This window comes from Rosenbergiella gaditana (genome assembly GCF_018494065.1).
GTDB classification, from domain to species: domain Bacteria; phylum Pseudomonadota; class Gammaproteobacteria; order Enterobacterales; family Enterobacteriaceae; genus Rosenbergiella; species Rosenbergiella gaditana.
The window spans coordinates 162,511-176,416 of the sequence record NZ_JABBFR010000001.1 but is presented as its reverse complement, the minus strand read 5'-3'; the positions used below and the strand labels follow the sequence as shown (position 1 = coordinate 176,416).

At 46.2% G+C, this 13,906-nt stretch carries 16 protein-coding genes; 10 read left to right on the top strand and 6 right to left on the bottom strand.

The annotated features are described in order from the left end of the window. The 4 genes from trpCF (at position 1) to HH682_RS00870 (ending at position 3,830) form a co-directional block, all read left to right on the top strand. The gene (gene trpCF / locus HH682_RS00885; protein WP_214235341.1) at positions 1 to 1,377 is read left to right on the top strand and encodes a bifunctional indole-3-glycerol-phosphate synthase TrpC/phosphoribosylanthranilate isomerase TrpF; all 1,377 of its coding nucleotides are present in this window, start codon (positions 1 to 3) and stop codon (positions 1,375 to 1,377) included. A 20-nt stretch (positions 1,378 to 1,397) separates the two neighbouring features. Then, positions 1,398 to 2,588: a tryptophan synthase subunit beta gene (gene trpB, locus HH682_RS00880; RefSeq protein WP_214235339.1), complete on the top strand. Its 1,191-nt coding sequence runs from the start codon at positions 1,398 to 1,400 to the stop codon at positions 2,586 to 2,588. After that, positions 2,588 to 3,406 (top strand): tryptophan synthase subunit alpha, encoded by an 819-nt coding sequence (gene trpA, locus HH682_RS00875; protein WP_214235337.1) that lies wholly within the window; start codon positions 2,588 to 2,590, stop codon positions 3,404 to 3,406. The genes trpB and trpA overlap by 1 nt, the downstream gene beginning before the upstream one ends. A 109-nt stretch (positions 3,407 to 3,515) precedes the next feature. Continuing rightward, positions 3,516 to 3,830, top strand: a complete 315-nt coding sequence (locus HH682_RS00870; RefSeq protein ID WP_214235335.1) for a BON domain-containing protein — start codon at positions 3,516 to 3,518, stop codon at positions 3,828 to 3,830. Positions 3,831 to 3,873: 43 nt separating this feature from the next. Here HH682_RS00870 and ompW read toward each other — a convergent pair whose 3' ends face one another. Continuing rightward, the gene (gene ompW, locus HH682_RS00865; protein WP_214235333.1) at positions 3,874 to 4,506 is read right to left on the bottom strand and encodes an outer membrane protein OmpW; all 633 of its coding nucleotides are present in this window, start codon (positions 4,504 to 4,506) and stop codon (positions 3,874 to 3,876) included. A gap of 307 nt (positions 4,507 to 4,813) precedes the next feature. Here ompW and HH682_RS00860 point away from each other — a divergent pair, with 307 nt between their 5' ends. Genes HH682_RS00860 through yciA form a run of 3 tightly spaced genes read left to right on the top strand, consistent with a single transcriptional unit; the run spans position 4,814 to position 6,581 of the window. After that, the gene (locus tag HH682_RS00860; protein ID WP_214235331.1) at positions 4,814 to 5,548 is read left to right on the top strand and encodes a YciC family protein; all 735 of its coding nucleotides are present in this window, start codon (positions 4,814 to 4,816) and stop codon (positions 5,546 to 5,548) included. Positions 5,549 to 5,589: 41 nt separating this feature from the next. Next, positions 5,590 to 6,126, top strand: a complete 537-nt coding sequence (locus HH682_RS00855) for a septation protein A (protein ID WP_214235329.1) — start codon at positions 5,590 to 5,592, stop codon at positions 6,124 to 6,126. Positions 6,127 to 6,164: 38 nt separating this feature from the next. Beyond that, complete coding sequence (gene yciA, locus HH682_RS00850) at positions 6,165 to 6,581, top strand: acyl-CoA thioester hydrolase YciA (RefSeq protein ID WP_214235327.1); 417 nt, start codon at positions 6,165 to 6,167, stop codon at positions 6,579 to 6,581. A 44-nt stretch (positions 6,582 to 6,625) separates the two neighbouring features. On the opposite strand, the gene HH682_RS00845 is transcribed toward yciA, so the two are convergent. Beyond that, positions 6,626 to 7,402 carry an energy transducer TonB gene (locus tag HH682_RS00845; RefSeq protein ID WP_214235325.1) on the bottom strand — a complete coding sequence of 259 codons (777 nt, stop codon included), beginning with the start codon at positions 7,400 to 7,402 and terminating at the stop codon, positions 6,626 to 6,628. A gap of 167 nt (positions 7,403 to 7,569) precedes the next feature. Between HH682_RS00845 and HH682_RS00840 the strand changes: the two genes are divergently transcribed. The 3 genes from HH682_RS00840 (at position 7,570) to HH682_RS00830 (ending at position 9,994) form a co-directional block, all read left to right on the top strand. Then, positions 7,570 to 7,866, top strand: a complete 297-nt coding sequence (locus HH682_RS00840) for a YciI family protein (protein WP_214235323.1) — start codon at positions 7,570 to 7,572, stop codon at positions 7,864 to 7,866. Between the two features lie 293 nt (positions 7,867 to 8,159). Then, the gene (gene cls, locus HH682_RS00835) at positions 8,160 to 9,626 is read left to right on the top strand and encodes a cardiolipin synthase (protein ID WP_214235321.1); all 1,467 of its coding nucleotides are present in this window, start codon (positions 8,160 to 8,162) and stop codon (positions 9,624 to 9,626) included. Positions 9,627 to 9,670: 44 nt separating this feature from the next. Further along, positions 9,671 to 9,994, top strand: a complete 324-nt coding sequence (locus tag HH682_RS00830; protein ID WP_214235319.1) for an HI1450 family dsDNA-mimic protein — start codon at positions 9,671 to 9,673, stop codon at positions 9,992 to 9,994. A 42-nt stretch (positions 9,995 to 10,036) separates the two neighbouring features. Here the strand turns inward: HH682_RS00830 and oppF are convergent, their stop codons facing one another. The 4 genes from oppF to oppB are packed head-to-tail and all read right to left on the bottom strand — an operon-like array spanning position 10,037 to position 13,878. Then, complete coding sequence (oppF, locus tag HH682_RS00825) at positions 10,037 to 11,044, bottom strand: murein tripeptide/oligopeptide ABC transporter ATP binding protein OppF (protein ID WP_214235317.1); 1,008 nt, start codon at positions 11,042 to 11,044, stop codon at positions 10,037 to 10,039. Beyond that, positions 11,041 to 12,027 carry an ABC transporter ATP-binding protein gene (gene oppD, locus HH682_RS00820; RefSeq protein WP_214235315.1) on the bottom strand — a complete coding sequence of 329 codons (987 nt, stop codon included), beginning with the start codon at positions 12,025 to 12,027 and terminating at the stop codon, positions 11,041 to 11,043. The genes oppF and oppD overlap by 4 nt, the downstream gene beginning before the upstream one ends. A gap of 8 nt (positions 12,028 to 12,035) precedes the next feature. Then, complete coding sequence (gene oppC / locus HH682_RS00815; protein WP_214235313.1) at positions 12,036 to 12,944, bottom strand: oligopeptide ABC transporter permease OppC; 909 nt, start codon at positions 12,942 to 12,944, stop codon at positions 12,036 to 12,038. 13 nt (positions 12,945 to 12,957) lie between these two features. Next, a complete protein-coding gene (gene oppB, locus HH682_RS00810) occupies positions 12,958 to 13,878 on the bottom strand; it encodes an oligopeptide ABC transporter permease OppB (protein ID WP_214235311.1) in 921 nt (306 codons plus the stop codon). Positions 13,879 to 13,906: the final 28 nt, after the last annotated feature.

The window sequence follows — 13,906 nt, the reverse complement described above, 5'->3', positions numbered from 1 at the left end:
ATGCAGGGTACCGTACTTCAGAAAATTGTTGATGATAAAATAATCTGGATTGAGGCACGTAAAGCCACTCAACCACTGTCTGATTTTCAAGCTAAGGTCATTCCCAGCGACCGCTCCTTTATTGAGGCACTGCGTCAACATAATCCCGCCTTTATCTTAGAGTGCAAAAAAGCTTCTCCGTCCAAAGGGCTGATTCGAGAAGTGTTTGATCCTTTAGCCATCGCAACAGTTTATCGTGACTATGCCTCGGCCATTTCGGTACTCACCGATGAGAAATATTTCCAAGGCGATTTCTCATTTTTACCGATAGTACGCCAAGCTGTTCACCAGCCAGTGCTATGCAAAGATTTTATTGTTGACCCTTACCAGATCTGGTTAGCACGTTTCTACCAAGCTGATGCCATCCTTCTGATGCTCTCTGTGTTAGATGACGAGCAGTATCGCCTTCTTGCCGATGCCGCTAAAGCGTTAAAGATGGGGATCCTTACCGAAGTCAGTAACCAAGAAGAGTTAGTACGTGCCGTTGCATTGCAAGCAGAAGTGGTAGGTATTAACAATCGGGATTTACGTGACCTTTCTGTCGATACTGATAAAACACGCCAGTTGGCTAACCAGCTTCCTGCCGGTACCTTGGTTATCAGTGAATCAGGGATCCAACAGTACGCTCAAATCAAAACCTTAAATCAGTATGCGCAAGGATTTCTGGTCGGCTCATCATTAATGGCAGAAGATGACCTACGCTTTGCCATCAAACGTCTACTATCGGGCGAAAACAAAGTCTGTGGATTAACACGTAGCCAGGATGCAGAAGCTGCCTATCAAGCCGGTGCACTGTATGGTGGATTAATTTTTGTTGAAGCCTCACCACGCTATGTGAGCGAACAACAGGCTAAAACCATTATTGAAAGCGCCCCACTTCGCTATGTAGGCGTTTTCCGTGATGTCGAAGTTGGCGATATCGTATTAAAAGTTGAAGCCTTAGGCCTATCCGTAGTGCAACTTCATGGGAGTGAAGATCCTTCCTATATCCGCCGCCTACGCGATTTATTACCCGCTAGCTGCCAGATATGGAAAGCCTTTAAAATTGATGGGCATCTACCGGATCGAGGCTGGATCGGCGTTGATCGTTATATCTTCGATAATGGCAACGGTGGCAGTGGCCAAACGTTCGACTGGCAGTTATTAGCCGATCACCCTCTTGATGACATCATTCTGGCGGGAGGACTCTCAGCGGACAACATCGCACAGGCATTAGCCCTTGGCTGCGCGGGGGTTGATCTGAATTCTGGAGTAGAAACGACGCCAGGGATTAAGGATAAGCAAAAACTGAACAGCGTTTTTGCAACGATCAATACTTACGCAACCCACGCTCAATAACAATTGATTGGATACTGACTATGACACTATTAAATCCTTATTTTGGTGAGTACGGTGGACAATACGTCCCACAGATTTTGATGCCAGCCCTGGCACAATTAGAAGACGCTTTCGTCAGCGCTCAGCGTGATCCAGAATTTCAGCAGCAGTTTACTCAGCTGCTCAAAGATTATGCGGGTCGCCCAACAGCCCTCACCCTATGCCAAAATTTAACGGCAGGAACGCAGACTCGTCTCTACCTCAAGCGCGAAGATCTCTTACACGGTGGTGCACACAAAACCAATCAGGTATTGGGACAAGCACTACTGGCTAAGCGTATGGGGAAGAAAGAAATCATCGCAGAAACCGGTGCCGGTCAACACGGGGTCGCCTCTGCGCTGGCCTGTGCGTTATTAGGGATGAAGTGTCGTATCTACATGGGTGCGAAAGACGTCGAGCGTCAGTCCCCCAATGTATTCCGTATGCGTTTAATGGGTGCAGAGGTTATTCCTGTACATAGCGGCTCAGCAACCTTAAAAGACGCCTGTAACGAAGCGCTGCGCGATTGGTCTGGCAGCTATGAAACCGCCCACTATATGTTGGGGACCGCAGCTGGACCCCATCCTTTCCCCACGATCGTTCGCGAATTCCAGCGCATGATCGGTGAAGAGACTCGCCAGCAAATTCTGGAGAAAGAGGGTCGTCTACCTGATGCCGTAATCGCCTGTGTCGGCGGCGGGTCCAATGCCATTGGTATGTTTGCAGACTTTATCGACACCCCAGAAGTCCAGTTAATCGGTGTAGAACCTGCGGGTCATGGTATTGAAAGCGGAGAGCATGGTGCCCCTTTGAAACATGGTCGTACCGGTATCTATTTTGGGATGAAAGCGCCGATGATGCAGACAGAAGAAGGACAAATCGAAGAGTCTTATTCGATCTCTGCTGGCCTAGATTTTCCCTCTGTCGGCCCACAACATGCCTACCTAAATAGTATTGGGCGTGCCGATTACGTTTCGATCACCGATGATGAAGCATTAGATGCTTTTAAAGCATTATGTAGAGCTGAAGGAATTATCCCTGCATTGGAATCCTCGCACGCTCTCGCCCACGCGATCAAGCTGGCTAAAGCGGATCCTGAGAAAGAGCAACTTTTGGTCGTCAACCTCTCAGGGCGTGGCGATAAAGATATTTTCACTGTTCACGACATCCTACAACAGCGGGGAGAAATTTAATGGACCGTTACGCAACGCTTTTTTCCCGTTTAGCTGAACAACAACAAGGCGCCTTCGTCCCGTTCGTAACCTTAGGTGATCCAACCCCTGAGCTCTCTTTGCAAATCATTGATGCCCTGGTTGCAGGGGGGGCGGATGCCTTGGAGCTCGGTATCCCCTTCTCTGATCCTCTGGCCGATGGCCCGACAATTCAGACTGCAACCTTGCGCGCTTTTGCTGGCGGAATCACCACTCAAAAGTGCTTTGACATCTTGCGTACCGTTCGGACTAAATATCCTCAACTCCCTATCGGATTACTGATGTATGCGAATTTAGTCTTCAGCCAAGGGATTGATGAGTTTTACCAGCGCTGTGCACAAGCCGGTGTAGACTCCGTATTGATCGCTGATGTGCCTATCGAAGAATCTCTGCCTTTCCGTCAAGCCGCAACCCGACATGGCATTGCACCGATATTTATTTGTCCACCGAATGCAGATGACGCGCTCATTGAGTCCATTGGTCAATGGGGGCAAGGTTACACCTACCTCCTGTCACGTGCTGGTGTCACTGGGGCAGAAAACCGTGCCACGACGTCCCTCGCCCATTTGGTGAAAAAGCTGAGCCAATATGGCGCACCTCCTGCGATACAGGGGTTTGGTATTTCACAACCGGAACAAGTGCGTGCAGCCATTGCATCAGGCGCTGTAGGTGCTATCGCAGGCTCAGCCACAGTGAAGATCATCGAGCAGCATGCAGAAGATCCCGTCCGTTTACTTGAGACGTTAAAGCGCTTTGTTGCTGAGCTGAAGGACGCTACGAAAAAGTCGCCAACTCAGTGAGTGAGATTCATATTTCGCATAGAAATATTAGTAGATTTCTTATTAATAGGCTAAATTTGAGCTGATCAACTGATCACTATCCAATCTAGATTCAACAGGGAGGCATCGAATGAAGTTTGCAAAAATAGTGACAACGGGTTTATTAGCGACCATCCTCGGATTATCTCTGGCGGGTTGTGCGCCAACACCAAAACATGAAGGCACCGGTGGCTACATTGATGACACCGTCGTGACGACTAAGGTGAAGGCGAAGCTATTAGGTGAGAAGGATTTACGTTCTACGGAAATTAACGTTGAAACCTTCAAAGGACGTGTGCAGTTAAGCGGTTTTGTGAGTTCTGCACAGGCAGCGCAAAAGGCGGTTAATGTCACCCGTACCGTGCCAGGCGTTCGTTCAGTTGTAAATGGTATGCAAATTAAGTAAACCATGATGTAAAGGCCGTTAACACGGCCTTCTTTTAAAATCGTTAGAAACGATATCCGGCGCCTAAAAAGAAAACAACTGGGTTAATCTTCGTATCAATAGACTGTGATTCACCTGCCGCCTTAAAGCGTACCTTGGTTTTGATATCCATATACCAGACTGAAGCATTCAGCATCCAGTGATCGGTCAACTGATAGTCCACCCCTGCTTGTGCCGCATAACCCCAAGAATCTTTGAGACGCAAATCAGTGAGACCTGCTTGGCGACCCGTATCATTAAATTTATTATCAAAGAAGGTCGTATAGTTAATCCCAGCCCCGACATAAGGTTGGAATGCAGAGCTATTATCCAAGAAATAATATTGTGCCATTAGCGTAGGAGGAAGCTGATGCACCGTCGCAATGTTGCCGGTAGAGCGTAAGCCCACTTTATGTCTGAATGGCGTCGCTGCCAACAGTTCCACACCTATATGGTCGGTTGCCATATAGGTGAAAGTTAAGCCTAACTGGGTGTTATTACTAACATTAAACGATCCCAATCCCAAGACATTATCAGAATTCCCTGTTGGGCGAACTAAAGCCGCGCCACCACGGATAAAAAAATCACCCGCTTGATGCGCAGAGACTATTGCTGGAAACACAAGAGCCATGGCTAGTACAATTTTACGCGCTTTCATAAAAACTCCTGAACTTATCGATAAAAAGTGACTAAAAGTAAACACCTATAATTATTGTGCCTATTCTGGCGCGTTTATCGATTGAATTCATGTGAATAATGATGTAATTAATTCATATAAAACAATGCCTTGATCGAGATCAATTTTAACCAGTATTTCTAGATTCACTTCATGAAAGTCTCGATGAAGCAGTTACCCAATAACGCTGATAAATAGATATAATAGAAAGTTATGTAAGTCCTGTGCCAGTTAGGTGCTTATCCATGTACAATTGGCGCAAATTTTCCCTATACATCAAGGAGTTTTCATGTCCCTCACGGCCAAACCATTTTACCGTGACGCTGCCCAGCATTTTACGCAGCATTTCAAGCCGTTGATATTGATCTCACTGCTCTCAGCCTTTGTTACGGTATTGCTGCTCAAGACATTTCTACCTTCAACAGACCCTTTAGGTGATTTCTTACAAAGTGGCCAAAGTACCGAATCGCTGTTCGGTCTATTACAAGATATGAGCGAAGACCAACGCAGCGTATTAATGCACATCTCGGCCGTAATGACCTTCTCTGCCTTAATTGGTAACACCTTACTGGTGGGCGGCGTATTAAAATATCTATCGGCTACTGCCCAAGGTCAAGCCACTAGCGCAATTCGTGCTATTGGTGCCAGTGCCCCCGTCTGGCCTCGACTGCTCATTCAGACCTTTTTATTAACCACTATTGTACAACTCGGCTTTTATGTCTTGATTGTGCCCGGGATTGTATTAATGGTGTTGTTCTCACTATCACCAGTGCTGCTTCTCGAAAAAGATCGTGGCTTGTTGAAAACCATGAAGCAAAGTGTGCCATTGGTTTGGAAGAATATCCGTCTTATTGCTCCAGCAGTGATTGCCTGGTTTGTGGTAAGAATTGCGCTGACCTTCTTATTTGGCAGTTTTGGTTTAATGCCTAATAGCCTTATTCTGCTGGTGAGTAATGTATTGGCCCACCTGACTTCAGCGCTTTTATTGATCTATCTCTATCGCGTTGCCGCACAGATCCGTTAATCACCTTGCAGCCTAATGTTAGGCTGCTTTAGGACATAAAAATGAAACAGTTACTCGATTTTTTACCTTTAGTCGCTTTTTATATATGTTACAAGCTGTACGATATCTTCGTGGCTTCAGGAGCATTGATTATCGCTTCAGCCCTGACTCTCATTGCAACGTGGTTTATCTATCGCAAAATTGAGAAGATGACTTGGGTGACCTTTATCTTGGTGACTCTTTTCGGTTCACTCACCCTCATTTTTCACAATAACGAGTTTATAAAATGGAAAGTAACGGCGATCTACGGCATCTTTGCTTTGGCCCTACTCTATAGCCAATTTTTCATGAAGAAACCGATCATTCAGTCGATGTTAGGTAAAGACTTACAACTACCCGACAGCCTTTGGCGCAAGTTGACCTATGCATGGGTTCTGTTTTTCATTTTTTGTGGCTTACTCAACGTCTATGTCGCCTTCTGGCTACCCGAATCGGTATGGGTGAACTTTAAGATGTTTGGTTTGACTATCTTGACCGTTGTGTTCACCTTACTGAATGGGCTTTTTATCTGGCGTCATATGCCACAGACCAATAAATAACCGCGAATGATAAAATAACTATATTGTGGAGCAATGTGATGAGCGAAATAACAAGAAGCCCGCAAGGTGAGATGGTACTACGTACCCTAGCCATGCCAGCCGATACAAATGCCAATGGTGATATCTTTGGCGGTTGGGTAATGTCACAAATGGATATGGGGGGAGCGATACTGGCTAAGGAGATTGCAGAAGGCCGAGTCGTGACCGTGCGTGTCGATGGTATGACCTTCCTTAAGCCGGTTGCCGTAGGTGATGTAGTCAGCTGTTATGCTCGCTGCATTAAGACTGGCAATAGTTCAATCACGATTAATGTTGAAGTATGGATTAAGAAGGTTTCTTCAGAACCAATTGGCCAACGTTATTGTACTACTGAAGCGGTATTCATCTATGTGGCAGTAGATGAGCAAGGTAAGCCTCGCTCACTTCCAGAACATATCCAAGGGCTTCACCACTAAACGCCCTCTTAACAAAGCGTGAAGGTTCTTTCACGCTTTGAATATTACTCGATTGATGAACTGCCATCGATTTTAAAGATAATATTATAGGTTTGTCCTTGCGCAGGACGACCGGGAGCATAACGCCAACGTTTTATCGCTTGTCTGACTTCCCGCTCAAACATTCCTCTCGGGTCAGCCGAGACAATTTCAATATTGTCCACCGCACCATTATTATCAACATCAAATTTAACGCGTACTCGGCCTTCTACGTGCAATGCCAATGCTCGCGCAGGATAAGCTGGATTGACCGTCGCTAAGCGCTGAGGCTTACCCTCTGAGACACTTTTTTGCTGGTCGGTCGATTTCTGCGGTGCCGTTTGAGCGCGCGTTTGAGGCTGCGTATTGCGCTGATTAAACGGGTTATCTTCCGTCGGCGGCGTTTTATGTTCGACCGGCTTTTCTACCGGTTTATGCACCACAGGTTTGGGTTTCTCATGATGGACCGGTTTATGAACCACTTTTTTTACCGGTTTGGGCTTAGGTTTTTCTACAGGTATTGCGACTTTCTGTTCCACTGGAGGTTGCTCAACTTGTGGTACAGGCGTTTGCTCCGCGGTCGATACCGGTTGGGTAGCAGCAGGCGCACTTTTAGCGGCAAGCTCAGGTTGAACTTCTGGCGCGACCAAGGAGACGTTAATGGCCTGCTGGGGAGGCGGTAACTGGAAGTCGTGGTTGATTGAGGCATACAGTAATCCTGCAATCACTGCACCATGCAATGCAATAGAGACGATTATCGCAATCGATCCACGTTTAGGTAACTCTTCGGTTAGACTGCTCATAGTATTCTTTCGCTCAACGGGTTATCGCCATTCTAAATGCAAATAACAATCAGTTTCAATGCCGTTTTCATTACAGTCAAAGAAATTTAATATCCTCAGCTTTTAATTGCGCGCTGCGTCATATTGCAGTAACTTCCCTCTTTTACCCTACCCACAAAGGTATCCCTGTGCTTTACGTCATTTACGCGGAAGATAACAAAGATTCATTAGAAAAGCGTCTTAGTGTGCGAGCAGCCCATCTCGCCCGCTTACAGATTTTAAAAGATGAGGACCGTCTCGTGACCGCAGGACCTATGCCAATTGTCGATAGTGAAGACGCTGGGCATGCAGGGTTTTCAGGTTCAGTGATCATCGCCGAGTTTCTGTCATTAGACCAGGCACAAACTTGGGCGAATGATGATCCTTACGTTGCGGCGGGTATCTATCAAACCGTTACCGTACGACCTTTTAAACGCGTATTTTAATCCGTTCAAACACCACTCAGCGGAGAAGTCAGGGTTTTCCTCTCCGCGATGAGTGAACACGCAAGAGGGTGACCTTTCCCATAATCACATAAATCACATAACTAATAAGCAGTTTATTCGCTATTTCTAGTTAACTATATTGCTTATTTCGCTGGATCTGCTTCAATCTTATCTCTTTCTTTACCCCTATTTTCAGATTAATTCTCTTTCAGGGTAAAAAAATAGAATAGGTTTACATTCCCTATACTCCACGTACACTACACTCAACTTTTCTTGGGAATTCAATTAGAACTATGACCTCAGCGACTTTTTATGGCGTATTAAATGGTGTCATTCTTTTTAGCTATTGGCTATTGATTGCGAGTGTTACCGTCAGAATTCTCATAAAGCGCCGAACAGTCTCTTCCTCCATGGTCTGGTTACTCATTATTTTCTTTCTCCCTCTGTTAGGCGTGATTGCCTATATTGCCTTTGGCGAATTATATCTAGGCAGACGCCGTGCTGAACGTGCACGCAGCATGTGGCCAGCGACTGCTCAATGGCTTCAGGACTTAAAAAGCTGCCAACATATTTTTGCCAGCCACACCAGTGATGTTGCCACTAGCCTGTTTAATCTTTGCGAAAATCGTCAAGGTATCCCGGGGGTAAAAGGAAATCAGCTGCAACTCCTTACCAGCGCACAAGACGTTATGACTGCGCTAATCCGTGATATCAACCTTGCTCACCATAGTATTGAAATGGTTTTCTACATTTGGCAACCCGGAGGAAAAAGCGATCATGTCGCGAATGCACTCATCAGCGCAGCCCGTCGCGGTGTCAGCTGCCGAGTGTTACTTGACTGTGCAGGAAGTCGCCAGTTCTTTAAAAGTACGTGGCCTGAACGTATGCGTCATGCAGGCATTGACGTGGTTCAAGCGCTACCGGTCAATATTTTCCGCTTCTTTCTCCGTCGTTTAGATTTACGCCAGCACAGAAAAATCGTCTTAATTGATAACGCAATCGCCTATACAGGCAGTATGAATATGGTTGACCCACGCTTCTTTAAGCAAGACGCTGGCGTCGGTCAGTGGATTGACTTAATGGCTCGCATGGAAGGGCCTGTCGCCACAACGTTAGGAATTGTCTATTCCTGTGACTGGGAAATCGAAACTGGCGAAAGAGTGCTTCCCCCGCTACCAGAACGCGTGAGTATGCCGTTTGAACAATCCTCTGGACATACTATCCATGTCATTGCTTCTGGCCCAGGATTTCCTGAAGATCTTATTCATCAAGCGTTATTAACGGCTATCTATGCCGCGCGCAGAAGCCTGATCATGACGACGCCTTATTTCGTTCCCAGTGATGATCTTTTGCATGCCATCTGCACTGCGGCACTGCGTGGTGTGGAGGTAAGCTTGATTGTACCGAAGAAAAATGATTCTTTACTGGTTGGGTGGGCAAGTCGGGCTTTTTTTACCGAGTTACTGGATGCTGGCGTGAATATCTACCTTTTCGAAGAGGATTTGCTGCATACCAAAAGTGTATTAATAGACGGCGAGCTCAGCCTGATCGGGACGGTCAATTTGGATATGCGCAGCTTATGGTTAAACTTTGAAATTACCTTAGTGATTGACGATATCGATTTTGGTCATGATCTGGATTGTGTACAACGTGATTATATTGCTCGCTCAACCCTACTCTCTAGAGAAAAGTGGTTACATCGCCCTTATTGGAAACGAATTGTCGAACGATTGTTTTACTTCTTAAGTCCATTATTGTAAAACAGCCTAATTCGCATCTCCCACTGAAAATAACTAGGTCACTTATGGATTTAAACAATCGCCTCACCGAAGATGAAACACTTGAACAAGCCTATGATATTTTCTTGGAACTGGCCGCCGATAATTTAGACCCTGCAGACACTCTCCTTTTCAATCTGCAATTTGAATCACGCGGAGGCGCAGAACTTCACGATCCTTCAGCTGATTGGGAAGAACATGTTGATTTTGACTTAAATCCAGACTTCTTCGCTGAAGTCGTGATTGGATTAGGCGAAGATGAAGACGCGCCTATTACCGATATTTTTGCCCGGATCCTGCTGTGTAGAGAAAAAGACCATAAACTCTGCCATATCTTGTGGCGAGAATAAGTCATTCCTAAAACGCCCTAGCCGAAACTAGGGCGTTTTTAGTTAGAGCGGATCGACTTTTAAACAAGAGACGGCATGACTGAAGCTGCCTTCCAGTACAGGTCGAGTCTTTGCGCACTCTGCCACCGCCTGTGGACAACGTGTACGGAAGACACACCCTGAAGGCGGATCGATGGGAGAAGGAAGCTCACCTTCAAGTAATTGCACCTGCTTTATTAACTCTTTATCTGGGTCAGGAATCGGTACTGCCGACATCAAGGCTTGCGTGTAAGGATGCAGAGGCTGATGATACACTTGATCATAAGTCCCCAGCTCCACAGCATGACCTAGATACATCACCAAGACGCGGTCAGAGATGTGTTTAACTACCGATAAGTCATGAGCAATAAAAATAAGCGATAGCCCCATTTCTCGCTGTAATTTCTGTAAAAGATTCACGACTTGCGCTTGGATAGAGACGTCCAGTGCCGACACAGGCTCATCACAAATGACCAATTTTGGCTCTAAGATCAGCGCACGCGCTATCCCAATACGTTGACACTGCCCTCCTGAAAATTCATGAGGATAGCGGTTAATTAAGTTAGGCAGTAGTCCCACCTTCATCATCATGGCACGGACTTTCTCGCTCACTTCACGTTTAGCCATTTTTGGATAATAGGTTCTTAACGGCTCAGCGATGATATCGCCCACTGTCATGCGTGGATTTAAGGACGCGAGCGGATCTTGGAAAATCATCTGTATATCCGTACGGGCTTCACGCCAGGCCTTTTCATCTTGCCCCAATAAATCGCGCCCCAGCCATGTGACACGTCCACCCTTGGCTTTCACTAAACCAATAATGGCACGGGCAAGTGTAGATTTGCCACAGCCGGATTCCCCGACCACGCCTAAGGTTTCTCCTTCGTAAAGCCGTAAGCTAACGCCGTCTACAGCCTTTACACTTTTCTTGGGCTGCCAGAACCACTGCTTGCCGTCGTTAAGATCAAAATGCACACGTAAGTCAGCTATTTCGAGTAAAACTTTTCTATCTTGTAGCGCGATATCGTTCATCGTGCGACCTCCAGAGGGTGGTGACAAGCGCGTAGACGACCCGATGCAAAGGCTTCGAGTTGTGGCGACTGGCGACAGGTCTCGGTTGCATAAGCGCATCGTGGCTGGAAAGGACAACCGCTAGGGAGACGCAATAAATTAGGGGGATTACCTGGGATGGTCAGTAAACTCTCCGCATCGCTATCTAAACGCGGTACAGCGTTAAGCAGACCTTGTGAGTAAGGATGCACGGGTCGATAGAAAATATCTCGAGCGCTACCGTACTCCATGGTCCGGCCAGCATACATCACCAGTACTTTGTCACAAATGCCCGCGACCACCCCGAGATCATGCGTAATCATGATAATAGCAGTATTAAATTCTTGTTTTAGCTCGTTCAATAATGTCATGATTTGCGCTTGAACCGTCACATCTAATGCTGTGGTAGGTTCATCAGCAATCAGTAGTTTTGGCTGGCAGAGCAGTGCCATCGCGATCATAACACGTTGACGCATCCCTCCTGAAAACTCATGAGGATACATTGCCATCCTCTTCTGTGCTTCCGGCATTTTGACCGCGTCCAACATCTGTAAAGAGTGTTTAAATGCCTCTTTCTTACTTAGCCCTTTATGGAGGCACAATACCTCAACAAGCTGATCACCGACTTTCATATAGGGATTGAGGGAGGTCATCGGGTCTTGAAAAATCATGGCCACTTCTTCAGCACGCAGTCGGTTTAACTGGGCTTCAGGGAGATTAAGGATCTCTTGGCCATTAAAACGTGCTGAACCACCGATACGGCCATTCTTGGCCAATAACCCCATCAGCGCAAAGGCGGTTTGTGATTTTCCGGAACCTGACTCGCCAACGATGCCTAGCGTCTCTCCCGGTTTAAGTGAAAAATTCAGATCATTGACGGCCGTGACGTCTCCATCATGCGTACTAAAAGTGACGCGTAAATCTTTAACATCAAGTAGTAATGGGTGCTGTGTTAATGAAGTCATCGTTCCTCCTAGCGGTCTTTAGGATCAAGCGCATCGCGTAAGCCATCGCCGATAAAATTAAAACAGAACAGTGTGACAACTAAGAATCCCGCCGGGAACATCAATAACCAAGGAGAGACTTCCATTGAGTTTGCCCCATCACTCAGCAGCGCTCCCCAACTACTCAGTGGCTCTTGTGTACCCAGACCTAAAAAGCTTAAGAATGACTCGAACAAAATCATACTGGGTACCAGCAATGAGGCATAGACCACCACCACACCTAGTACGTTAGGTACAATATGGCGTATAACGATATTTACCGTTGATACCCCGCCCACTTGTGCCGCTTCGATGAATTCTTTGCGCTTAAGACCTAACGTTTGTCCACGGACAATACGAGCCATATCAAGCCATGAGACCATGCCTATCGCGACGAATATCAACAGGATATTGCGACCAAAAAAGGTGACCAGCAAAATAACGAAGAACATAAAAGGAAAAGAGTTAAGAATTTCCAGTATGCGCATCATGACTGCGTCAACTTTTCCGCCTGAATAGCCGGCCAACGAACCGTAAAAGGTGCCCACGATAACAGCAATAATGGCTGATGCAACGCCCACCATTAACGATATTCTTCCGCCAATCGCTACACGGACCAGCAAATCACGGCCAGAAGAGTCGGTACCAAAATAGTGTTTAGATACCATGTCGGGTGCTGCAGACATCATTGACCAATCAGTATCGTCATAGGCAAATGAGGATAAAATTGGCGCAAAAATGACAAATAATACAATAAATAACAACACAATCAGACTGAATAGTGCTGCGCGATTATGAATAAAGCGTCGGCGGGCATCTTGCCATAAACTACGCCCTTCGATATCGAGTTGCTCTGTAAAAGCTTCGACCGCCTGACTATTTTTTTTACTTGCTAACATGCCGGTCTCCAGCTTAATAACGAATTTTTGGATCAATAACGGCATAAAGCACGTCAACAATCGCATTAAATACTATTGTTAAAACACCAACTAAAATCGTCAGGCTCATGACCAGAGAATAATCACGGTTTAGTGCACCATTAACAAAAAGTTGTCCAATTCCAGGCAAACCAAAGATTGACTCAATCACCATTGAACCGGTGATAATCCCCACGAAGGCAGGCCCCATATAGGAAATGACAGGTAATAGCGCCGGACGTAAAGCATGACGGAGAACAATTCGGTAGACTGGAAGGCCTTTCGCCCTTGCGGTACGAATATAATTAGAGTGCATCACTTCGATCATTGAGCCACGCATAATCCGCGCGATACTCGCAATGTAGGCAAGTGATAATGCAAGCATTGGCAATAACACATACTGCCACTGTCCACCGTTCCAGCCACCGCCCGGTAGCCATTTTAATGAAATAGCAAACAACATCACCAGCAGTGGAGCCACCACAAAGCTGGGGATCACCACCCCGGTCATCGCTATCCCCATGACGGTATAATCCACCCAACTATTTTGTTTTAGTGCGGCAAAAATCCCCGCACTCACCCCCACCACCAATGCAAAAATAAAGGCGATAAGGCCCAATTTTGCTGACACTGGAAAGGCTTGGCCAACTAAATAGTTAACTGAATAGTCTTTATATTTAAAAGAAGGACCAAAGTCACCGTGGGCTAATTGGACAAGGTAATTGAAGTATTGCTGCCCGATAGGCTCATTAAGATGGTATTTGGCTTCGATATTCGCCATCACTTCCGGTGACAGACTGCGCTCACTGGTGAAGGGACTCCCCGGCGCCAAACGCATCATAAAAAATGAAATAGTAATAAGTATAAAAAGGGTCGGAATGGCTTCTACACACCGACGGAAAATAAATGTCAACATTGCTTCACCTATCAGGCTTAAGTAAACG

Excerpts from the sequence above, each read along its gene's own strand:
- trpCF (WP_214235341.1), top strand. The coding sequence starts at position 1 with ATGCAGGGTACCGTACTTCAGAAAATTGTTGATGATAAAATAATCTGG.
- trpB (WP_214235339.1), top strand. The coding sequence starts at position 1,398 with ATGACACTATTAAATCCTTATTTTGGTGAGTACGGTGGACAATACGTC.
- trpA (WP_214235337.1), top strand. The coding sequence starts at position 2,588 with ATGGACCGTTACGCAACGCTTTTTTCCCGTTTAGCTGAACAACAACAA.
- HH682_RS00870 (WP_214235335.1), top strand. The coding sequence starts at position 3,516 with ATGAAGTTTGCAAAAATAGTGACAACGGGTTTATTAGCGACCATCCTC.
- ompW (WP_214235333.1), bottom strand. The coding sequence starts at position 4,506 with ATGAAAGCGCGTAAAATTGTACTAGCCATGGCTCTTGTGTTTCCAGCA.
- HH682_RS00860 (WP_214235331.1), top strand. The coding sequence starts at position 4,814 with ATGTCCCTCACGGCCAAACCATTTTACCGTGACGCTGCCCAGCATTTT.
- HH682_RS00855 (WP_214235329.1), top strand. The coding sequence starts at position 5,590 with ATGAAACAGTTACTCGATTTTTTACCTTTAGTCGCTTTTTATATATGT.
- yciA (WP_214235327.1), top strand. The coding sequence starts at position 6,165 with ATGAGCGAAATAACAAGAAGCCCGCAAGGTGAGATGGTACTACGTACC.
- HH682_RS00845 (WP_214235325.1), bottom strand. The coding sequence starts at position 7,402 with ATGAGCAGTCTAACCGAAGAGTTACCTAAACGTGGATCGATTGCGATA.
- cls (WP_214235321.1), top strand. The coding sequence starts at position 8,160 with ATGACCTCAGCGACTTTTTATGGCGTATTAAATGGTGTCATTCTTTTT.
- HH682_RS00830 (WP_214235319.1), top strand. The coding sequence starts at position 9,671 with ATGGATTTAAACAATCGCCTCACCGAAGATGAAACACTTGAACAAGCC.
- oppF (WP_214235317.1), bottom strand. The coding sequence starts at position 11,044 with ATGAACGATATCGCGCTACAAGATAGAAAAGTTTTACTCGAAATAGCT.
- oppD (WP_214235315.1), bottom strand. The coding sequence starts at position 12,027 with ATGACTTCATTAACACAGCACCCATTACTACTTGATGTTAAAGATTTA.
- oppC (WP_214235313.1), bottom strand. The coding sequence starts at position 12,944 with ATGTTAGCAAGTAAAAAAAATAGTCAGGCGGTCGAAGCTTTTACAGAG.
- oppB (WP_214235311.1), bottom strand. The coding sequence starts at position 13,878 with ATGTTGACATTTATTTTCCGTCGGTGTGTAGAAGCCATTCCGACCCTT.